Here is a 19,802-nt window from a genome sequence, read left to right on the forward strand (position 1 = left end):
CGTCGGCTGATGTCCCGCGACCTGCTCATCGGCATCGACGCGGGGACGTCGGTGATCAAATCGATCGCGTTCACGCTGGACGGCACGCAAGTCGGCGCCTTCGCGCGCCCCAATGTCTATCGAACCGTGGACGGTGTCGGGGCTGAGCAAGATATGGCGGCCACTTGGGCCGATGCCGCGGCGACCCTGCGCGGCCTCGCCGGAACGGTCCCGAATTTGGCCGAACGCGTCGCCGCCATTGCGGTCACGGCGCAGGGCGACGGCACCTGGCTGATCGATGCTGACGGCGAACCTGCCGGGCCGGCGCTCATCTGGCTCGATGCCCGCGCCGCCGACCTCACGGCGGAGCTGCGGGCCTCCCCGACCGGCCGTCGTCACTTCGAGAGTACCGGTTCGGGCCTCGCGGCGTGCCAGATGGGCCCGCAACTCATGTGGCTCGATCGCTATCGACCCGATGTCATGGCCCGGGCCACGACGGCTCTCCACTTGAAGGATTGGCTCTATTTCAAGCTTACGGGGATACGGGCGACCGAAGCCTCCGAGGGGGTCCACTCCTTTGGCGACTTCCGCACCATGGACTATGCGCCTGCCTTGCTCGACGGGTTCGGTCTCTCGCGTCGGTCTGGTCTGCTGCCGCCGATCATCGACACCAAGGCGCAGTCGGGAAGGCTGAGCCGGGCCGCGGCGGATGAAATTGGCTTAGGCGAGGGCCTTCCGGTGATCCTCGGGCCAATCGACATCGTTGCCACCGCGCTTGGCGCCGGTCTCTACGACCCCCACAGTGACACCGGTTGCACCATCGTGGGCTCTACCGGCATGCACATGCGCATCGCGCGCTCCGCCGGTGACGTGCGCCTCAATCGGGACAGCACCGGCTACACGCTGGCTTTCCCGGTGCCAGGCACCTTCGCGCAGCTCCAGTCCAACATGGCCTCGACGCTGAACATCGATTGGCTGGTGGATCTTGCGCGCGGCGTGCTGAAGCAGCATGGCGTCGAGAAGAGCCGCTCCGATATCTTCCTCAATCTCGATGACCACGTTTTGGCGGCCGAGCCCTGCGTCGTGCTGTTTCACCCCTACATCTCCGAGGCGGGCGAGCGCGGCCCTTTCGTGGATGCCGCCGCCCGGGCGCAGTTCCACGGCCTCTCGGTGCGCCATGGGTTCAATGATCTGATGCGAGCCGTCTACGAAGGTCTGGCCTTTGCGGCCCGCGATTGTTACGCCGCCATGGGGCCGATGCCACCTGAGGTGCGTGTCACAGGTGGTGCCGCCCGGTCGAAGGCCCTTCGCACCGTCCTGGGGGCCGCGCTGGGGACTCGCATCCGCACCTCGACGCGGGAAGAGGCCGGCGCCGCCGGCGCCGCCATGGTGGCCGCCGTCGCGATTGGGGTCTGTCCCGACATGGAAGGCTGCATCGAGCGGTGGGTGACTCCGACGCTCGCCAGCGCGATCGAGCCCGACCCCGATCTGCAGCGCCGCTACGACCGGCTGTTTCCCACCTATGTCGCAGCCCGCAAAGCGTCCGCACCGACCTGGCAGGCCATGCGGACCGCCAACGGTGATCATGTGCCGGCGGACCCGCCGCGCCTTGAACCCAGCATGAAGGACGACAGGCGATGACGGATCATGGGATTGTCGACCTTGCGGTCATCGGCGGCGGCATCAACGGCGCTGGCGTCGCGCGCGATGCGTCGGGTCGGGGCCTCAAAGTCCTGCTGTGTGAGAAGGGCGACCTTGCCGAGGGCACGAGCTCGCGGTCAGGGAAGCTTGTTCATGGCGGCCTTCGTTACCTCGAATATTACGAGTTCCGCCTTGTGCGCGAGGCCTTGATCGAGCGCGAAGTGTTGTTGCGCTCTGCGCCCCATATCATTTGGCCGATGCGTTTCGTCCTACCGCACTCACCCGAACAGCGGCCGGCCTGGATGGTGCGCACGGGCCTGTTTCTCTACGACCACCTCGGGGGCCGCAAAATGCTTCCGGGGTCGCGCAAGCTCGACCTGCGCCGCGCGCCCGAGGGTCGTGCGATCAAGAAGGAGTTCGTCACCGCCTTCGAATATTCGGACTGCTGGGTCGACGACGCGCGGCTCGTGGTGCTGAACGCGCTCGATGCGAAACAGCGGGGCGCGATCGTGCTGACCCGCACGGCCGCGACCTCGGCGCGGCGCGGCGACGATGGGCTGTGGACCGTCACCATGAAGGGGGCCGACGGCTCTTCCCGCTCTGTCAAGGCGCGCGCGCTGATCAACTCGGCCGGACCATGGGTCGAGGACGTCATCGGGCGCGTCGCAGGCCGCAACAGCTCGTACCGCGTCCGCCTCGTCAAAGGGAGCCACATCGTGGTGCCAAAATTCTGGGACGGCCCGCAAGCCTATCTGTTTCAGAACGACGACAAGCGCGTGATCTTCGTCAATCCCTACGAAGGGAACTTATGCCTCATCGGCACCACCGACATTCCCTTCACGGGCCGGCCCGAGGAGGCGACGATCGACCAGAGCGAGATCGAGTATCTCCTCAGGGTGGTCAATCGCTATGCGGCCAAGCCGTTGGAGCAGAAGGATATCGTCTCTTCCTTCTCGGGCGTCCGGCCGCTCTATGACAACAACGCCGACGCCAATGCCTCGGCTGTCACACGCGACTATGTGTTCGAGGTCGACGCGCCGGAGGGCCAGCCGCCGTTGCTCAGCGTCTTCGGCGGCAAGATCACCACGTTCCGCAAGCTCGCCGAACATGCGCTCGACAGACTGACCAAGACATTCCCCACCATGGACAAGGCCTGGACCGCCGAGGCCACCTTGCCGGGGGGAGATCTGCCGAATGCCGACTTCGCGGCCTTCCTGGCAGCGCTTCGGGCGGACTATCCATGGCTGTCCGCCGACCTGTCCGAGCACTACGCCCACCTCTACGGCACGCGGGCCCGGCATCTCCTGGGTTCAGCGACAGGCTTGGACGCGCTCGGGCATCACCATGGAAGCCTGCTCTACCAGCGGGAAGTTGACTTCCTGCGCGAAACCGAGTGGGCGCTCACGCCGGCCGACATCCTGACCCGTCGCACGAAACACGGGCTTCATATGAGCGCCGACGAGAAGCAGGACTTCGAACGCTCGATGGAGGCCGCCTGACATGGTTTGGCCGATCCGACATTGCGTTTTCCCAGGCCTTCGCATCATCCAGGCAGAAGGGCTCCCGGCATGAGTTCGCACGCCAGCATCGGGATTAGATCGCGGCCGAAATCCGCTGTTCGAGTCGTTCTATGGTCGGCCGCAGCCATCCTGCTGATCGGCGCGATGGCGGTCGACACGAAGGTGGTGCGGATCGGATCCGGCGCGGACGCACCGAAGGGCGCTTTCTCCGCAGCAGACTACGGCAAAAGCGAATTTCCGAAGGTCCAGGCCGCCATCGAGGGGCGGGCCGTGGAAGCCGCGACCCTGGCGGCCGCGCTTACGAAGGACTCGGCGGCAGCGGTCAAGCAATATGGGATTGCGGTGGGCAGCGGATCCGAAATCGCCGTCAAGTTCACGGGCGTGGCCGGCAAGCAGGATTCCGGCATCTACGATGTCGCCGTCGAAGGCGTCCCAAACACTGTGTTGATCCACGTTCAGACCGGACCGGCGATCAATGGCACAGACCTGCGCGATGCCACCGGCACGATCAGCTTTGGGCAATTCACCAACCAGATCGAATATCAGAATGCCGGCTCCGCGCTGAACAAGGAGATGAAGAAGCAGGTGCTGTCCAAGGTCGATGCCGGCCATCTGACGGGCAAGACCATCTCCGTCGTCGGAGCCTTCCTGTTGACCAGCCCGGACACCTGGCTCGTCACGCCCGTTCGGCTGAGCGTCCAATGAGCACGACAGACACGAGGGGGGCTGTGCCCGGGGACGCCGTTCTATCGGCGCGCAATATCGCCAAGGCCTATGGCAACATCCATGCCCTCAAGGGTGTGAACTTCGATGTCCATCGGGGCAAGGTCACCACGTTGTTCGGTGAAAACGGCGCAGGTAAATCGACGCTCATGAAGATCCTGTCGGGAGTGGTGCAACCCACCTCCGGCGTCATCGAGCTGGACGGCGATCCGGTGACGTTCTCTTCCGCCTCGGACGCACGGGACTGCGGCATCTCCATCATCCATCAGGAGCTGAGCCTCGCGCCAAATCTGAGCGTGCGCGACAACATCTTCATGGGACGGGAATTGCGGACCGCGAGTGGTATCGATTTCGCCGAAGAGGCCAGTCAGGCGCGCGCGCTGATGACCGAACTCGAAGAGGACATCGACCCGATGACCCTCGTGGAGGACCTTCGCCTGGGGCAACAGCAGATCGTCGAAATCGCGCGGGCGCTGTCGGTCGATGCGCGCATACTGATCATGGATGAGCCCACCTCGGCCCTGAGTGCGACTGAGGTCGAGGTCCTGTTCAAGGTCATCCGGGATCTGACCGGCCGGGGTGTCTCGATCGTCTACATCTCACATCATCTCGAAGAGGCGCTGCAGATCACCGACTACGCCGTGGTGCTGCGCGATGGGGCCATGACCGCGAAGGCCGACCGCAAGGATATCGACCTCGAATGGATTGTCCGCAACATGGTGGGCGAGAATTACAATCTGGGCACTCCGCCGACCGGTCATGAGTTCGGCGAGGTGGCCCTGTCGATCGAGGACGTCAGTGTCGCCGACGTCTCGGGCTCCGGCGCATCCGTCGTCGACCACCTCTCGCTCGATGTGCGTGAAGGCGAGATCGTCTGCATCTACGGACTGATGGGGGCCGGCCGGACCGAGCTCCTGGAATGCATCGCCGGACGTGTGCCGAAGACGGGAGGACGTGTCTTCCTCAAGGGCGAGGAGATCTCTCGTCTGAGTATCGCGGACCGCATCAAGCGGGGCTTGGCGCTCGTGCCCGAGGATCGCCAGCGCGACGGCCTCGTGCAGACGATGTCGGTGGGCGAAAACCTGTCGCTCGCCAGCATTGGCTCCTTCGCCAGGCGCATGTTTCTGTCACGTGGTCGAGAACGATTGATGATCGACCGGTCGATCCGCAGTGTTCACATCAAGACCGCGGGCGGTGGCGCCGCGATTGGATCGCTGTCGGGCGGCAACCAGCAGAAGGTCGTCATCGGCAAGATGCTGACGACCGAACCCACGGTCATCCTCCTCGACGAGCCCAGCCGCGGAATCGATATCGGGGCCAAGGCCGAAGTGTTCCGGTTGCTGGCCGAGCGGGCCGCCAAGGGGCTCGCGGTCGTCTTCTCAACCTCCGAGGTCGCCGAATGTCTGAGCATCGCCCACCGGATCGTGGTGATGCATCGCGGCCGGATCTCGGCGCAATTCGGGTCCGGTGTGACCAAAGAGCAGATCATGGCCGCTTCTGGCGAAGCCGTGATCGCCTGATCCCGAGACAAGCGGAACCCTCCCGATGACCGACGCCGCCCCATCCGTGAAGTCCTCCCGAGCCGGCCTGTTCGCCAACGGGTTCGACGTGGGGCGCCTCCTGCTCGAAGGCCGCGCCTATTTTGCGTTGATTGCCATCATCGTCGTCTTCTCGGCCCTGTCGCCATATTATTTCACGGTCAATAATTTCCTGACGATGGCGTCGCATGTGGCCCTCTTCGGGATCCTCGCGGTCGGCATGCTCCTGGTGATCCTCAACGGAGGCATCGACCTGTCCGTCGGCTCGACCCTGGGGCTGTCCGGTGTGATCGCGGGCTTCCTGATGCAGGGCGTCAAACTGAGCCTGTTCGGTGTCGTGCTCTATCCCGCCGTCTGGGTCGTGGCCCTGCTGTCCTGTGCGCTCGGCGCCTTGATCGGCCTGATCAACGGTGTCCTGATCGCACGCTTCAAGGTGCCGGCCTTCGTGGCGACGCTCGGCGTCATGTACATGGTGCGCGGCGTGGCCCTGCTGATCACCAACGGGCTCACCTACAACAATCTCGGAGGTCGACCGGAGCTTGGCAACACGGGGTTCGACTGGCTCGGGTTCAATCGTCTCTTCGGCGTGCCGATCGGCGTTCTGGTGATGATCGTCATCGCGATCATCGGCAGCCTCGTGCTGAGTCGGACGCCATTCGGTCGGTGGCTCTATGCCTCCGGAGGCAACGAACGGGCGGCGGAATTGTCGGGCGTTCCGGTCAAGACCGTCCAGCTATCGGTCTACATGCTGTCCGGGATCTGCGCCGCGATCGCCGGCCTCATCCTCTCGTCGCAACTGACGTCAGCGGGACCGACGGCGGGCACCAGCTATGAGTTGACCGCCATCGCGGCCGTGGTGATCGGCGGGGCGGCCCTCACGGGCGGGCGTGGCAACATCCGCGGCACGATGCTCGGGGCCTTCGTGATCGGCTTCCTGTCCGACGGCCTCGTGATCATCGGCATCTCGTCCTACTGGCAGACGGTGTTCACAGGCGCGGTCATCGTGCTCGCGGTGCTGCTCAACGCCATCCAATATCGCCGCCAGCCGAAGGCTCCGGCCTCCAGCGGCGGATCAGCGACTTCTCCGCAAAAAGCGGGGTAGGGGCCTTGGCGGCTGAGCCCGCCGAGGAAAACGGCCGGTTCACCGGCACGAACAGTCATACCAAGGAGAGAAACATGTCTGGAATGGCAAAAGGCTTGATCGCTGCGCTGACGCTTGCAGCGCCACTCTTAGCCGGCACCGCGATGTCGGCTTCGGCCGCCGGTCTCGTCTCGATCATCGTCAACGACCCGTCGAACCCTTACTGGCTGACGGAAGGCAAAGTCGCCGCGGGCGAGGCTGAGAAGCTGGGTTATACGTCCAGTGTTGGCGCCTCGAAGGGCGACACGAACACCGAGAGCACGCTGATCGACACCGCGATCACCAACAAATCGGTGGCGATCATTCTCGATCCCGCGAATGCGAGCGGTTCGATCGGCGCGGTGAAGAAGGCCATGGCGGCCAACATTCCGGTCTTCCTCGTCAATGCCGAAATCAACCAGGAAGGCTTGGCCAAGGCCCAACTCGTCTCCAACAACGCTCAGGGTGCCGCCGCCGGAGGTCAGCAGTGGGTGAAGGACGTCGGTCAGAAGGGCAATTATGTTGAACTCCTGGGCGCACCGTCCGACAACAATGCCGCCACGCGGTCCAACGGCTACGATACCGTGCTCAGCCAGTATGACGATCTCCACAAGGTTGGCTCGCAGGTCGCCAATTGGGATCGTACCCAGGGCCACGACAAGATGCAGAACCTGATGCAGGCCCATCCCGACATCATCGGCGTGATCAGCGGCAATGACGAGATGGCCCTCGGGGCCATCGCGGCGCTGAAGGAGGCGGGCAAATTGTCGAGCATCAAGGTCGGCGGCTTCGATGGTTCGCCGGACGCCGTCGCGGCGATCAAGGCGGGCGAGCTGCAATATACGGTGCTCCAACCTGTCGCCACCTTTGCCGCGAAGGCCGTACAGGAAGCCGATTCCTTCCTGAAGACCGGCAAGACGGGAGCGTCGAGCGAGAAGCAGCTCTTCGACTGCATCCTGATTACGAAAGCCAATGTCGACAAGATGAACGCGCCGTTTACGCTCGATAAGTAAGAGCGCTTTGCACACACAGGCGCAGTGCCGTTGAGGGTGCTGAGCTGGGGTGCATGGAAGTTCGGGCGGAGTAGGGTCGAGCCTGCTTTGGCCAATCACCCTACGAGTCAAAGCTCGGCGATCAACTCCTTGATCTGCCGAGCCAGGGCGTAGGTTGTAATGGGTTTTGTTCCAACCCGCATGCCGGGTTTGAGATGGCCGCGATCGAGCATGGTGTTTTCCGCGGGCGCCAATGATGAGAAGGGCACCTTGAGGCCTGGTCGAATGTTCCGCGCAACGTCGGCAACCTGGCATCCGTTCATCTTGTTCGGAAGACCAACGTTGCGATCATCAGGTCAATTCACGCGTCTGACTGGAGAACCTTCAGGCTGAAACTCCGTCCTTCGCCTCGGAGGTGATCCCCGCATCCACAAGAACATCGCTAGTGGATTGACGTCGACGCACGAGTCCCGTCTGGGATTCCGTTCTTTGTCGTGGCGTGCGCGTCTGGGCGATGGGCCCAGGAATTATCGTTGATGTGACTGCCGCACACCGCGCCCGACTTGAGGCTGTGGTCGCGGACCGCAACAGCCCACAGAAGCATGTCTGGCGCGCCGCGAGCGTGCTGGCAACGGCAGACGGGTACGGCACGAACGCCGTCCATGCAGCGGACCGGACGGGCCATGGCGAAGGCCGTGGGCGTCAGCCTGTCCTACGTGCATCGGGTCTGGCCGTCCCACAGGCTGCAGCCGCACCGCATCCGGACCTTCAAGCTCTCGAACGATCCGGCCTTCGCGGCCAAGGTCCGCGACATTGTCGGGCTCCATGTCGATCCGCCCGCCCATGCCGTGGTCCTCTCCCTCGATGAGAAGCGCAGATCCAAGCCCTGGACCGTACCCAGCCTGGCCTGCCCATGAAGCCTGGCCGCGCCGGGACCATGACGCACGATGACAAGCGCCATGGCACGACCACCCTGTTCGCGGCCCTTGACGTGTTGGACGGCAAGGTGGTCGGCCGATGCATGCAGCGCCATCGCCATCAGGAGTTCATCCGCTTCCTCAACGCCGCCGAGAAGACCGTCCCGGCCAGCAAGGCCATGCACGTCTGAGGCGTTTCGTCGATCACGACATAACGGCTCGATCGGGGTCCGCCATCGTGCTCGACGACGGGCGAGAAGGCTGGATCCTCTCCCCTTTCGGGACGCACGCCGCTCGTCGGCACCTCCATGCTGAACCCCGTCACGTGCAAAATTTGATGGCACGAGACGTATCAGCAGGTTCGATGAGGTTCCTGAAGTCCGTTGTTACACTTTTCTGATTGTTGCTCACTCAGTCTCGGCACCACGGCATGGCACTGAGCTCCTCAGGGACACCCTTGGTGTGCGGAGGACCATCGATCGTAGGAAGCTACCCGCAAGGCGGCCGGCTGTGACGTAATCCGGGCCGAGAAGGTTTGGGCAAGTGCTGCGACGAGGTGACCACCTTTTCGGACTTCATCCGGCAATGGCGCGAACTCTGGCGGAAGTCGCGAGAGCGGTTCGCGTGGCTTCTGTTTCAGGATCTGACCCGTTGCTGCCGTCGCTAACGTCCGCTTTCTCGCATGCCAATCAATCGAAATGACCAACCTTGGCTATTATTGATCCGGGGTTTGTCGTGATAAAATCAATAATTCATGACGTAAGCCTTCAAACGCCGCCAGCTAGATCGCGGCGTGTCGGTGGAAAAGGTTCTGCTTGAACCGGTCTAGCAGTGGCGTGCACTGTCGATTCCGACGAAGTCGCTCCCTGTTTCCGAGATGATGGCGTCCCCTGATTTGGGGATGATGTCGCCTGTTGCCGGTCAGTGATCAGGCTAATGCCGGACCGTCCTCGAAACTATGCGCCATGAACTCCAGCGCGCGGCGGACGCCGCCGCGGCTGATTGGGCCGCCGAGGCAGACCCGCACGGCTTCGGGCGGAGAGCCAGTGACGGTGAAGACGTCGCTGGCAACGATCCCGATGCCGGTCTCCCGCATGTGACCGATGAAAGCGGAGCGCGTCCAGGGTGGGGGCAGGTGGACCCACAGGTTGAAGCTGATCGGGTCGGCCTGGAAGGAGCCCGGCGGCAGGATCGAGGTCGCCAGCGCTTGCCGCGCGGCGGCTTCCGTGCGGATGAAGCGCAGGATCGCGTCAGCCGTGCCGTCTTCGATCCAGCGTGTCACGATGGCGGCGGTGAAGGGCGAGGCCATGACATTGGCGGCGCGGAGGGCGGCCGCGAAGGGCCAGCCTGACCGCGTGTCGGGAGCCAGGACATAGGCGGCGCGCAGTCCCGCCCCAATGCATTTGGCAAGGCCCGCGACGTGCCATGTCAAGTCCGGGGCAATCGCGGCGAAAGGAGGCGGGCTCTTTGTGGGGATGAAGCCGTAGGCGTCATCCTCGATGATCGGCACGTGGAAGTGCCGCGCGGTGGCCGCGATGGCGTCACGCCGGTCTTTCGGGATCGTCAGCGTCGTAGGGTTTTGCAGCGTCGGGTTGAGGTAGAGCGCCTTCGGCTTCAACGTCCGGCAGGCGTCCGCGAAGGCGTCGGGGTCAATGCCATCCCGGTCCATCCGCAGCCCGACGAGTGACAGGCCCAGCTGGGCCGCGATGGCGCGGGCGCCGGGATAGGTGATGGCCTCGCAGAGGATCGTCTCACCTCGTTGCGCCAGAATTCCGAAGATGCCGAGCAGGGCGGGATGGGCGCCGGGAGTCACGAAGATGCGATCCTGCGTCGGCACCAGTGCCCGCCGTCCGAGCCAGCTCGATGCCGCGTCCTTGTCGGCCGGCGCACCGCCGAATCCCTGGTACCGCAGGAGCCCCATCACGTTTTGCGAGACGGCCGCGATGCCTTCTTGCATCCGCTTGAGCAGCGCCGGATCGTCCTGTTCCGGTGGCAGGTTCATCGACAGGTCGACCAGGATTGGCCGCACGGCCGATCGCTGGACGGCGGCCGGTGAGGCCAGCCCGGTGATCGACGTGCCCTGGCCGACCTTGGAGACCACGAGGCCGCGTTTCTGCGCCTCGCCATAGCCGCGCGCCACAGTGGTGAAGTCGATCCCGAGCCGCGCCGCGAGTTTGCGCTGGGGCGGAAGACGGTCAGCCAACGACAGGCGGCCCGCCGCGATGTCCGAAGCGATCGCATCGGCGATCGCCAGGTAGCGCGGCTTGTCGCTCTCCTCGAGGTTGGGGATCCAGTCGGCCATGCCGCTCTCTTGCGGCAGCGCTCCGTCGGTCACAAGTCTCCACTCCGCAGAAAATTGATCGGATTGAATGTATATTTGTCTAGAGGAAAGATCCAGTGATAAGGCTTGAGGGCATGTTTGCGGACCGTCACGCAGCCTGCTTGTTGAGCATTGATGCTGGTGGAGATATCGGCATTCCGCCTAGGAGAAGAGCTTTTCCCTCTCAAACTCTGTTGAGAATCACCTGCTCATTTTGACTGTATTTTGAGCTTGTGATTGAATGCACAAAGACGGAGATTTTGTATGGATCAACGAGATGGCGCGGCCGGCGCTCATCCACAGATCACAAGCAGAGGATCAGCCCATGCCTGCCGTAAACAAGCCAGCCACCGAGAAGGGTGATTATTTCGTCGACTACGAGGAGAAGGTCTTCGAGGACGTCAAAGCCAAGCCCGGCGAGAAGGCGCTTGTCACCTTCCACACGGTCGCTTTCGAAGGCTCGATCGGCTTCGTCAACCTGTTGCAAGCCACCCGCCTGCTGCGCAAGGGCTTCGAGACCTCGGTGCTGCTGTATGGACCCGGCGTCACCCTTGGAATCCAGCGCGGTTTCCCGAAGATCGGCGACGAAGCATTCCCCGGTCACCTCAACATGAACAACCAGCTTACGAAATTCATGGCCGAGGGGGGCAAAGTCTATGCCTGCCGTTTCGCGCTCCAGGCTCTCTACGGTCACGGCGAGCACTCGCTGATCCCGGGTATCACACCGATCGCGCCGACCGACGTGCTCGACCTGATCCTGATTCACAACCGAGACGGCGCCTTCATGGTCCACACCTGGACCGTCTGACCCGCTTCGCCTCTGCCTGAAGGAGACCAGACATGGCTGAAGCGCGGAAACTGCGTGTCGCTGCCGCGCAGATCGCCCCGGACCTCGACGGTTGGGCAGGCACGCTCGACCGCGTCCTCGCGGCGATTGCCGAGGCCGCCAGCAAAGGCGTGGAACTCGTTGTCTTCCCCGAAACCTTCGTGCCCTGGTACCCCTATTTCTCCTTCGTCCACCCGCCGGTTCTCACCGGGGCGGAGCATATCCGCCTCTACGAGAACGCCGTGGTGGTGCCAGGGCCGGTGACCGAGGCCGTGGCGGCCGCGGCTCGCCGGCACCACATGGTGGTGGCGCTCGGGGTCAATGAGCGCGACCACGGCTCCCTCTACAATGCCCAGCTCGTCTTCGATGCGGACGGCGCCCTGAAGCTCAAGCGCCGCAAGCTCACTCCGACCTTTCATGAGCGGATGATCTGGGGGCAGGGCGATGGCGCCGGCCTCAAGGTGGTCGAGACGGCCGCCGGCCGTGTCGGGGCGCTGGCCTGCTGGGAGCACTACAATCCGCTCGCCCGTTACGCCCTGATGGCGCAGCACGAGGAGATCCACGTCGCCCAGTTCCCCGGCTCCCTGGTCGGCCCTATCTTCGCCGACCAGATCGAAGTGACGATCCGCCACCACGCGCTGGAAAGCGGCTGTTTCGTCGTCAATGCAACGGGCTGGCTCACCGAGGAGCAGATCGCCCGCATCTCTCCCGAGGAGAAGCTGCGCAAGGGTCTGCGCGGCGGATGCATGACCGCGATCGTCTCGCCCGAGGGCGCCCATGTGGTGCCACCCCTCACGCAGGGCGAGGGCCTGCTCGTCGCCGATCTCGACATGGGCCTTATCGTCAAGCGAAAGCGGATGATGGACTCGGTCGGCCACTACGCCCGGCCCGAACTGATGAGCCTGCTGCTCGATCAGCGGTCTGCCACCCCGATGCACGTGACCGCCGACCCGTCCACCTCCCTCTCCGGGAACCCAGCCGATGAACGCGATGACACCGACCGAGTTGCCGACGGAGCGCCTGATCAACGAATTGCAGTCCTTCGGAGTGCGGCTGGTTGATCCCAAGGCGGGGGCCGACAGCCGCCGCGGTGGAGCCGGCCCCTCGGACCACAAGGCGCTCACTATTGACGGCATGACCGTGATGGTGCCGGTGCATACCGCCCCGGCCTTCGAGAGCCCCTATCTGGCCGAAAGACCCGGGCCGGACGGGCGCGGCCGCATCACGCGCGACGGCGTCACCGTGGCGGATTTCGGCCTGCCGGCCCGGCCGCGTTTCTACGACCTGTCGACCGCCGACGGCATTCCCTATTCGAAGATCGCCGTCCTGCATGGCCGCGACGTGCTGGCCACCACGGTGCTGCAGAGCTGCATCCGCTACCAGAGCCGCACCAAGACGTGCCAGTTCTGCGCCATCGGCCAGTCGCTGGCGGCCGGCCGCACCACCGAGCGCAAGACGCCGGCCCAGCTCGCCGAGGTCGCCAAGGCGGCGGTGGAGCTTGACGGTGTCAAGCACATGGTGATGACGACCGGCACCCCGCCCGGCAGCGATCGCGGCGCCGCGATCCTCGCCGAGAGCGCTGCCGCCGTGAAGGCGGCCGTGGCCCTGCCGATCCAGGTGCAATGCGAACCGCCGGACGACGACATCTGGTTCGAGCGCATGCGCGATGCCGGCGCCGATGCGCTCGGCATGCATCTCGAAGCCGTGACGCCCGAGGTGCGCGCCCGCATCATGCCCGGCAAGGCGCAGGTCTCGATCGAACGCTACCTCACCGCCTTCGCGGCCGCCGTGCCGGTCTTCGGGCGCGGCCAGGTGTCGACCTACATCCTCGCGGGGCTCGGCGACACCGTCGAGGCCATCCTGGCGATCAGCGAAAAGCTCGTCGCGCTTGGGGTCTATCCCTTCGTCGTCCCCTTTATACCGATCTCCGGCACCCCGCTCGAAAGTCATCCGGGCCCGGATGCCGGCTTCATGCACGCCATCCTCAAGCCGCTCGCCGCGATGCTGGTCGAGAGCGGCCTGAAAGCGACCGACGTCAAAGCGGGCTGCGGCAAGTGTGGCGCCTGTTCGGCGCTCTCCACCTACGAGCGGAGGCTGACGGCATGATGTTCGATCCCGTCCGACCCTTCGTCTCGAGCGCCTTCAGCGTGAAATTCGCCACCGAGGCCTGGGAACGGCGCGGCGCGGCGGCCTTGCGCCGCCAGGTCTTCTGCGCCGAGCAGGGCCTTTTTGGCGAAGACGATCGCGACGCGCTCGACGCGGTGGCGATCCCCATCGTGGCCCTGTCGTCCTACACCGTCGCGCCCGACGCCGTCGTCGGCACAGTGCGCATCCACGAGGCGGAGCCGGGCACCTGGTGGGGCTCGCGCCTCGCGGTCGCCGCAGACCACCGACGCGTTGGCGCTTTGGGCGCTTCGTTGATCCGCCTCGCCGTCTCCTCTGCCCACGCGCGGGGGTGCAGAACCTTCCTGGCCCATGTTCAGAGCCAGAACGCGCTGATGTTCCAGCGGCTGCACTGGGCGATCATCGACGACATCGAGCTGCACGGGCGCCCGCACAAGAAGATGCAGGCGGATCTCGCCTTCTATCCGCCCTTTGCGACCCCGGAATCAGGCTTCCTGGCGTTGGCGCTGCGGGCCGCCTGATGCTGGACGACCGCGCTTTCGCCGCCCTGGCCGCAACGTTGCGCGGGAGCCGGGGCATCTCGGCCAAGGCCGACATCGGCCTGGTCGCGCGCTCCCTCGGGCTGTCGGGCGCGTCGGCGGTGCCGGTCGGTGACGACTGCGCCGCCATCGCCGACGGCGACGGCTATCTCCTCCTCGCCATCGAGGGGTTCATGAACGAGTTCGTTGCGGGTGATCCCTGGTTCGCCGGCTGGTGCGGCATCATGGTCAACCTGTCGGACATCGCCGCCATGGGGGGCCGTCCCATCGCAGTGGTCGACGCTATCTGGGCCAGGGGCGAGGCGGAGGCGGAGCCGGTGATGCGCGGATTGCGCGACGCCTCGGCGGCCTTCGGCGTGCCGATCGTCGGCGGTCACACCAATCTGCGGACCGACCGGGGCCAGCTCTCGGTCGCCGTACTGGGCCGTGCCAAATGCCTGCTGACGAGCTTCGACGCGCGGCCGGAGCAGACGCTGGTCGCGGCCATCGACCTGCGCGGCCGCTATCGCGAACCCTTCTCCAACTGGGAGGCCGCGACCGACGCCCCGGCCGCGCGCCTGCGCGGCGATCTCGACCTTCTGCCGCAGATCGCGGAGGCGGGCCTCGCGCGGGCCGCCAAGGACATCAGCCAGGGCGGGCTCGTCGGCACGGCGGCGATGCTCGCCGAGTGCTCGGGGGTCGGCATCGACATCGACGTCGCCGCCTGCCCCAAGCCGGAGGGTGTCGATCTCGATCGCTGGCTGCTTAGCTTCCCGAGCTTCGGCCACATCCTGGCGATCGATCCCCCCAACGTCGCCGCCGTGACGGCCATGTTCGCGGCGCGAGGTATCGCGGCGGCGGCTGTCGGCCGCATTACGGCGGGACGCGCCGTGACCGTGTTCCAAGGCGAAGCCAGCGCAACCATCTGGAATTTCGCCGAGGCGCCATTGATCACGGCGTCCGTCGGAGGTGCCGCGTGACCGGTCGCCCCCTCCGCATCGCTCTTCTCACCCATTCCACCAATCCGCGTGGAGGCGTGGTCCATGCGCTGGCCATCGGCGACGCGCTCGCGGAACTCGGCCATGAGGCGGTCGTCCACGCGCCGGATGCATCAGGTCGGGGCTTCTTCCGCGCGACGGCGTGCCAGACCCTGCCGATCCCGGCGTCCCTTTTGAACGTGCCCGACACCCACGCGCTGGTCGAGGCCCGCATCGACGACTACCTCCGCCATTTCGCCGACCCGGCGCATCGCCGCTTCGACGTCTTCCACGCCCAGGACGGTATCTCGGGCAACGCACTCGCGACCCTGAAGCAGCGTGGGCTCATCGAGGGCTTCACCCGCACGGTCCACCACATCGAGAGCTTTGCCGATCCGCGGGTTGCCGACCTTCAGCGACGCTCGATCGTCGAAGCAGATACGCATGTCGTGGTCAGTCCCCAATGGAGCGAGGTGCTTCGGGACGACTTCGGCCTCGCCGCCACGGTGATCGGCAATGGCGTCGACCGACTGCGCTATTCGCCCCACCTCCATCCAGAGGATCTCACGTTGCGCCGCAGGCTCCGCCTTCAGGACGGCCCGGTGTTCCTGTCGGTCGGAGGAATCGAGGAGCGCAAGAACACCGTGCGGATCCTGGAAGCTTTCGCCCAGGTCTTCGCTCTGCGCCCGGAGGCGCAACTCGTCATCGCGGGCGGCAGCTCGCTGCTCGACCATGAGGCCTACAGATTCCGCTTTGCCGAGGCTCTCGCCGCAAGCGGCCTTCCCGCCGATGCTGTGCGTTGCATCGGTCCCCTGGCCGATGCCGACATGCCAGCGCTCTACCGGATCAGCGACGCGCTGGTCTTTCCCTCGGTCAAGGAGGGGTTCGGCCTCGTCGTCCTCGAAGCCATGGCTTGCGGCCTCCCGGTTGTCACGTCGGCGATCCGGCCCTTCACCGACTACCTCGACGCCGACGATGTCGTGTGGTGCAGGCCTGACAGCACCGCGTCCATCGCCAACGCGATGCTGGTCGTCCTTCAGCCGGCAGTCAGAGCCCGTGTCATCGCGCAGGGTCATGTCGTTTCCGCCCGACACGACTGGCACCAAGCCGCCCGGGCGCATCTTTCGATCTATCAGACGGTGGGAGCGCTCGACCATGCCTGAGATGCGGTTCTGCGTGCGGTGGCCGGATGGCGCGGAAGAATCCTGCTATTCGCCTTCGCTCGTGATCAAGGACTTTTTCGTCCCTGGCGAGAGCTATCCGCTTGCCGATTTCCTGTCGCGCAGCCGGCAGGCCCTCACGATCGCGAGCGACAGGGTGCAGGCGCGCTACGGCATGCCTTGCTCGCTCGCCCTCGGCCAACTTCAGCGGATCGAAGCGGCCGGCAATGGATTTTCGGACGCGCCCGACGCGCGGGTCACGGTCCTCTCCTTCCTTGAATAGACGGACATCGTTCCATGACGGCTCGCACCCTCAAATCTCACTACAACGTGGTCGTGGTCGGCGGCGGGCAAGCTGGCCTCTCGGTCAGCGCTCATCTGCGCGAACAGGGTGTCGGCCACGTGATCTTCGAGAAGAACCGGATCGCGCACGCTTGGCGGAGCCAGCGGTGGGACGCCTTCTGTCTCGTAACGCCCAACTGGCAGTGCCAGCTGCCGAACTTCCACTATGCCGGACCCGATCCGAAGGGCTTCATGCCGCGCGACGAGATCGTCGCCTATGTCGAAGACTTCGCCGCGCACATCGATGCACCCGTGCGTGAGGGCGTCGGCGTCTTGCGGGTCGGCCGCGAAGGGGCGGGCGGCTTCGTGGTCGAGACAGAGGCCGGCACGGTGACGGCGGACGCCGTCGTGATGGCGATCAGCGCCTATCATAAGCCGCAAGTTCTCCGCGTCGCCGAACGCCTGCCGCCCATCATTACCCAGCTCCATTCTTCCGCCTACAGGAACGCCGCTGCGCTCCCGGCCGGGGCGATCGTGGTGGTGGGCTCCGGCCAGTCCGGGTGCCAGATCGCCGAGGACCTGCATCTTGCCGGGCGTCAAGTGCATCTGGTGGTCGGCAGCGCCCCGCGCTGCCCGCGCTTCTATCGCGGCCGGGATGCCGTGGAGTGGCTGTCCGACCTGGGACAATATGACATGCCGGTCGACAAACATCCCAAGGGCGAGGCAGTCCGCAAGCAGGCGAACCATTATCTCACCGGCCGCGATGGCGGCCGCGACATCGATCTCCGTCGCTTCGCCAAGGATGGCATGCAATTGCATGGCCGTCTCATGGACGTTGACGGCACGACGCTCCGGTTCGGTGACGATCTCGTCAAGAATCTCGACAATGCCGACACGGTCTACAACGGCATCTGCGCGCTGATCGACAGGCATATCGCCGACAGCGGCATCGATGCACCGGCGGGCGAGCCCTACCGGCCGGTCTGGCAGCCAGGCGCGACGACCCACACGCTTGATATCGAGGTCGCCGGCGTATCCACCGTGATCTGGGCCACCGGGTTCCGTTCGGATTGGTCGCTGGTCGACATGCCACTGTGTGACCAGGACGGTTATCCCCGGCACACGCGAGGCGTCACGCCCATTGAGGGGTTCTACGTCGTCGGCATGCCCTGGCTTTACACCTGGGGCTCGGGACGCTTCTTGAACGTCGGGCGCGACGCGGAGCACATCGCCGAGCATATCGCAGGGCGTCGGGCGACATGGGCCGATGCGCGAAGCGGCGTCAGCCTCGCCGCCTTCGAAATCTGAGGTCTCGCCATGACTGTCGCCGTCCCGCTCACGCTTGGCCAGCTCCAGGGAGCCGGGGTATTCGCCTCCTCACGCCAATCCATGATCGGACTGGGCATGCCGCACCTGACGGCCTGCGGGCTGTCGGAGACGTGGCTGCTTAAGGAGCTAGGCCACCGCCACTGGCAGCTGATCGCCCAGGCTTCGGGCCTGGAGCGGCCGGTGTTCCGCGACCGGGCGGGCGACACCGTTTATGCCGCCTTCTGTGGCGTCGCGATCCGCGACGCGCGCTTTGACGCGCTGCGGGAGCACGACGACCTCCTGATCGCATCCGACATCGCCCGTGTCTCCCGCACGCAGTTCGCCAGCCGTCATCACCTGTCCCGCGAGGGCAGGGCCCTGGGCGTCGTCGAGATGCTGTCGGTCTTCGTCAAGCGGGCGGCGCCGGGGCAGAACCGCTCGATCGTCCGCGTCGCCGTCGCGGGACTGGGCCAGATGCCGCTGCGGCCGGAGTTCACCGACCTGACCACGCGCGTGCCCTCGCTGAGAGGAGGCGACTGGACGGAGCATTTCGGCTTTCGTGCCGATGACGCCGAGGTGTTGGAATCGACGACGATCCTGCCGTGCCCGTCGCAGGACTTCAACGGCGCCGGCCTGCTCTACTTTTCGTCATTCCAGTCAGCGGTCGACCGCCTGGAATGGGCGACCTTCGGGGCGCGCTATCCGGCGTTGACCACAACGGCCCGTGACATCGTCTATCATGGGAACGTCGACATCGGCGAACCGATCATCGTCGCCTTATGCGGCTTGCGCGAGACGGCCGATCACCTCGACCACTGGTGCCGCCTCACGGCCACGCGGGATGGTCGGGTGCTCGCCGACGTATTCTCGAAGCGCAAGCGGTTGGGCTTCAACGGTTGACTTGATCCGGTAGCCACGCGTCATCGAACCCGATTCTTGGCTCGCTGTCGTCATCTTGCATCCACTCGGCGGCGGACAGAGTTGCAGACTTCGAAAGGCAGCTTCGATTGGTCCGCAGCTTCGAAGCAGATTATCTGATAACAGCCAAGTTCGCGTGTCGCGGCCAACCAGCTTGAGCTGAAGCAGACCTCTTCAATGTTGGGTTTGAATCGACATGTATCGGCCTGCTGAATGTCTGCAAGGTGGCAACTGGCCAGCGGCAACTATTGGCACAATCCGCCCCTGGACCGCAGTGTAATTGCCGGTCCAGGTGGCGAGCTACGTTGCGGCGTCAATTTTTTTGGGGACATGCTGTCGCGGCTGCGCAGTCACAGCCGCAACCACTCGACCAGGAAGTTCGTTATGGACGATCTCAGTGTGCGCGCAGCTCTGGAGACACATTGGGCTGCGTCCGACGCGAATGATTTCGAACGAGAGCATCAGATCTACCGAGAAGATGCTGTCCTCGAATATCCGCAGTCCGGTGAGTTCATTCGAGGGCGGGCACACATTCAATCATCTCGGGCCGCACAGCCGAATCAGAAGCGTTTCACGGTGCGGCGGATCGTCGGTTCGGGCGACCTTTGGATTACCGAATATGTTCTCACCTATGACGGACAACCCTCCTACACCGTGAGCATCATGGAATTCCTGGACGGCAAGGTCGTTCGTGAAACGCAATATTTCGGCGATCCATTTGAGCCAGGTGTTTCGCGTTCTCAATGGGTCGAGCGGATGCAATAACGCTGCTGCCCTTGCCCGCAATCAGTCGGCCGCGCAGCGGCGAGCCGCTTCGGGTCGACCTCGACCATTGGCCTGAGGCAGGTAGCTTGGTCAGGAGTCGGGTAGCGTGCTGATCTCCGAAACGGCGCAGCCCAGAAGGGGTGACTAGCTTGGCCGATTGCTCCAGGTCCGCGT

Annotated in this window: 17 protein-coding genes and 1 pseudogene; 17 read left to right on the top strand and 1 reads right to left on the bottom strand. The window is 64.9% G+C overall.

What is annotated here, in order from left to right; all coding sequences use genetic code 11:
* The first annotated feature begins 9 nt into the window (after nt 1-9).
* The 7 genes and pseudogenes from M8523_RS23175 to M8523_RS23205 form a co-directional block, all read left to right on the top strand.
* Nucleotides 10-1,620 (top strand): FGGY family carbohydrate kinase, encoded by a 1,611-nt coding sequence (locus M8523_RS23175; RefSeq protein ID WP_282587277.1) that lies wholly within the window; start codon nt 10-12, stop codon nt 1,618-1,620.
* Nucleotides 1,617-3,119 (top strand): glycerol-3-phosphate dehydrogenase, encoded by a 1,503-nt coding sequence (locus tag M8523_RS23180; protein ID WP_282587278.1) that lies wholly within the window; start codon nt 1,617-1,619, stop codon nt 3,117-3,119. The genes M8523_RS23175 and M8523_RS23180 overlap by 4 nt, the downstream gene beginning before the upstream one ends.
* 69 nt (nt 3,120-3,188) lie before the next feature.
* Nucleotides 3,189-3,845 carry a DUF2291 family protein gene (locus M8523_RS23185; RefSeq protein WP_282587279.1) on the top strand — a complete coding sequence of 219 codons (657 nt, stop codon included), beginning with the start codon at nt 3,189-3,191 and terminating at the stop codon, nt 3,843-3,845.
* Entirely contained in the window at nt 3,842-5,383 is a 1,542-nt protein-coding gene (locus M8523_RS23190; RefSeq protein WP_282587280.1) for a sugar ABC transporter ATP-binding protein, read from the top strand. Before M8523_RS23185 ends, M8523_RS23190 begins: the two co-directional genes overlap by 4 nt.
* A 25-nt stretch (nt 5,384-5,408) precedes the next feature.
* Nucleotides 5,409-6,503, top strand: a complete 1,095-nt coding sequence (locus M8523_RS23195) for an ABC transporter permease (RefSeq protein ID WP_282587281.1) — start codon at nt 5,409-5,411, stop codon at nt 6,501-6,503.
* Nucleotides 6,504-6,577: 74 nt separating this feature from the next.
* Entirely contained in the window at nt 6,578-7,534 is a 957-nt protein-coding gene (locus M8523_RS23200; protein WP_282587282.1) for a D-ribose ABC transporter substrate-binding protein, read from the top strand.
* 493 nt (nt 7,535-8,027) lie between these two features.
* Nucleotides 8,028-8,618, top strand: a pseudogene (locus tag M8523_RS23205) (IS630 family transposase); the annotation flags it as partial.
* A gap of 740 nt (nt 8,619-9,358) precedes the next feature.
* Here M8523_RS23205 and M8523_RS23210 read toward each other — a convergent pair.
* A complete protein-coding gene (locus tag M8523_RS23210; RefSeq protein ID WP_282587283.1) occupies nt 9,359-10,732 on the bottom strand; it encodes an aminotransferase-like domain-containing protein in 1,374 nt (457 codons plus the stop codon).
* A 343-nt stretch (nt 10,733-11,075) separates the two neighbouring features.
* On the opposite strand from M8523_RS23210, the gene M8523_RS23215 reads away from it, so the two are divergent.
* The 10 genes from M8523_RS23215 to M8523_RS23260 all read left to right on the top strand — a co-directional run bounded on the left by M8523_RS23215 (nt 11,076) and on the right by M8523_RS23260 (nt 19,628).
* Nucleotides 11,076-11,558, top strand: coding sequence for an MSMEG_0572/Sll0783 family nitrogen starvation response protein (locus tag M8523_RS23215; RefSeq protein WP_282587284.1), 483 nt, complete (start codon nt 11,076-11,078; stop codon nt 11,556-11,558).
* Between the two features lie 32 nt (nt 11,559-11,590).
* Nucleotides 11,591-12,637 (top strand): Nit6803 family nitrilase, encoded by a 1,047-nt coding sequence (locus tag M8523_RS23220; RefSeq protein ID WP_282587285.1) that lies wholly within the window; start codon nt 11,591-11,593, stop codon nt 12,635-12,637.
* Nucleotides 12,567-13,682 carry an MSMEG_0568 family radical SAM protein gene (locus M8523_RS23225; protein ID WP_282587346.1) on the top strand — a complete coding sequence of 372 codons (1,116 nt, stop codon included), beginning with the start codon at nt 12,567-12,569 and terminating at the stop codon, nt 13,680-13,682. Before M8523_RS23220 ends, M8523_RS23225 begins: the two co-directional genes overlap by 71 nt.
* Nucleotides 13,679-14,221 carry an MSMEG_0567/Sll0786 family nitrogen starvation N-acetyltransferase gene (locus tag M8523_RS23230; protein WP_282587286.1) on the top strand — a complete coding sequence of 181 codons (543 nt, stop codon included), beginning with the start codon at nt 13,679-13,681 and terminating at the stop codon, nt 14,219-14,221. The genes M8523_RS23225 and M8523_RS23230 overlap by 4 nt, the downstream gene beginning before the upstream one ends.
* Nucleotides 14,221-15,198, top strand: a complete 978-nt coding sequence (locus tag M8523_RS23235) for a sll0787 family AIR synthase-like protein (protein WP_282587287.1) — start codon at nt 14,221-14,223, stop codon at nt 15,196-15,198. Before M8523_RS23230 ends, M8523_RS23235 begins: the two co-directional genes overlap by 1 nt.
* Nucleotides 15,195-16,358, top strand: a complete 1,164-nt coding sequence (locus tag M8523_RS23240) for an MSMEG_0565 family glycosyltransferase (protein ID WP_282587288.1) — start codon at nt 15,195-15,197, stop codon at nt 16,356-16,358. The genes M8523_RS23235 and M8523_RS23240 overlap by 4 nt, the downstream gene beginning before the upstream one ends.
* Nucleotides 16,351-16,638: an MSMEG_0570 family nitrogen starvation response protein gene (locus tag M8523_RS23245; RefSeq protein ID WP_282587289.1), complete on the top strand. Its 288-nt coding sequence runs from the start codon at nt 16,351-16,353 to the stop codon at nt 16,636-16,638. The genes M8523_RS23240 and M8523_RS23245 overlap by 8 nt, the downstream gene beginning before the upstream one ends.
* A gap of 14 nt (nt 16,639-16,652) precedes the next feature.
* Nucleotides 16,653-17,945 carry an MSMEG_0569 family flavin-dependent oxidoreductase gene (locus M8523_RS23250; protein ID WP_282587290.1) on the top strand — a complete coding sequence of 431 codons (1,293 nt, stop codon included), beginning with the start codon at nt 16,653-16,655 and terminating at the stop codon, nt 17,943-17,945.
* Nucleotides 17,946-17,954: 9 nt separating this feature from the next.
* A complete protein-coding gene (locus tag M8523_RS23255) occupies nt 17,955-18,845 on the top strand; it encodes a Pnap_2097 family protein (RefSeq protein ID WP_282587291.1) in 891 nt (296 codons plus the stop codon).
* Nucleotides 18,846-19,247: 402 nt separating this feature from the next.
* Nucleotides 19,248-19,628 (top strand): nuclear transport factor 2 family protein, encoded by a 381-nt coding sequence (locus M8523_RS23260; RefSeq protein ID WP_282587347.1) that lies wholly within the window; start codon nt 19,248-19,250, stop codon nt 19,626-19,628.
* Nucleotides 19,629-19,802 lie beyond the last annotated feature (174 nt).

Origin of the sequence: Lichenifustis flavocetrariae (genome assembly GCF_026130545.1) — a bacterium.
GTDB lineage: Bacteria > Pseudomonadota > Alphaproteobacteria > Rhizobiales > Beijerinckiaceae > Lichenihabitans > Lichenihabitans flavocetrariae.

Excerpts from the sequence above, each read along its gene's own strand:
- M8523_RS23175 (WP_282587277.1), top strand. The coding sequence starts at position 10 with ATGTCCCGCGACCTGCTCATCGGCATCGACGCGGGGACGTCGGTGATC.
- M8523_RS23180 (WP_282587278.1), top strand. The coding sequence starts at position 1,617 with ATGACGGATCATGGGATTGTCGACCTTGCGGTCATCGGCGGCGGCATC.
- M8523_RS23185 (WP_282587279.1), top strand. The coding sequence starts at position 3,189 with ATGAGTTCGCACGCCAGCATCGGGATTAGATCGCGGCCGAAATCCGCT.
- M8523_RS23190 (WP_282587280.1), top strand. The coding sequence starts at position 3,842 with ATGAGCACGACAGACACGAGGGGGGCTGTGCCCGGGGACGCCGTTCTA.
- M8523_RS23195 (WP_282587281.1), top strand. The coding sequence starts at position 5,409 with ATGACCGACGCCGCCCCATCCGTGAAGTCCTCCCGAGCCGGCCTGTTC.
- M8523_RS23200 (WP_282587282.1), top strand. The coding sequence starts at position 6,578 with ATGTCTGGAATGGCAAAAGGCTTGATCGCTGCGCTGACGCTTGCAGCG.
- M8523_RS23210 (WP_282587283.1), bottom strand. The coding sequence starts at position 10,732 with ATGGCCGACTGGATCCCCAACCTCGAGGAGAGCGACAAGCCGCGCTAC.
- M8523_RS23215 (WP_282587284.1), top strand. The coding sequence starts at position 11,076 with ATGCCTGCCGTAAACAAGCCAGCCACCGAGAAGGGTGATTATTTCGTC.
- M8523_RS23220 (WP_282587285.1), top strand. The coding sequence starts at position 11,591 with ATGGCTGAAGCGCGGAAACTGCGTGTCGCTGCCGCGCAGATCGCCCCG.
- M8523_RS23225 (WP_282587346.1), top strand. The coding sequence starts at position 12,567 with ATGACACCGACCGAGTTGCCGACGGAGCGCCTGATCAACGAATTGCAG.
- M8523_RS23230 (WP_282587286.1), top strand. The coding sequence starts at position 13,679 with ATGATGTTCGATCCCGTCCGACCCTTCGTCTCGAGCGCCTTCAGCGTG.
- M8523_RS23235 (WP_282587287.1), top strand. The coding sequence starts at position 14,221 with ATGCTGGACGACCGCGCTTTCGCCGCCCTGGCCGCAACGTTGCGCGGG.
- M8523_RS23245 (WP_282587289.1), top strand. The coding sequence starts at position 16,351 with ATGCCTGAGATGCGGTTCTGCGTGCGGTGGCCGGATGGCGCGGAAGAA.
- M8523_RS23250 (WP_282587290.1), top strand. The coding sequence starts at position 16,653 with ATGACGGCTCGCACCCTCAAATCTCACTACAACGTGGTCGTGGTCGGC.
- M8523_RS23255 (WP_282587291.1), top strand. The coding sequence starts at position 17,955 with ATGACTGTCGCCGTCCCGCTCACGCTTGGCCAGCTCCAGGGAGCCGGG.
- M8523_RS23260 (WP_282587347.1), top strand. The coding sequence starts at position 19,248 with ATGGACGATCTCAGTGTGCGCGCAGCTCTGGAGACACATTGGGCTGCG.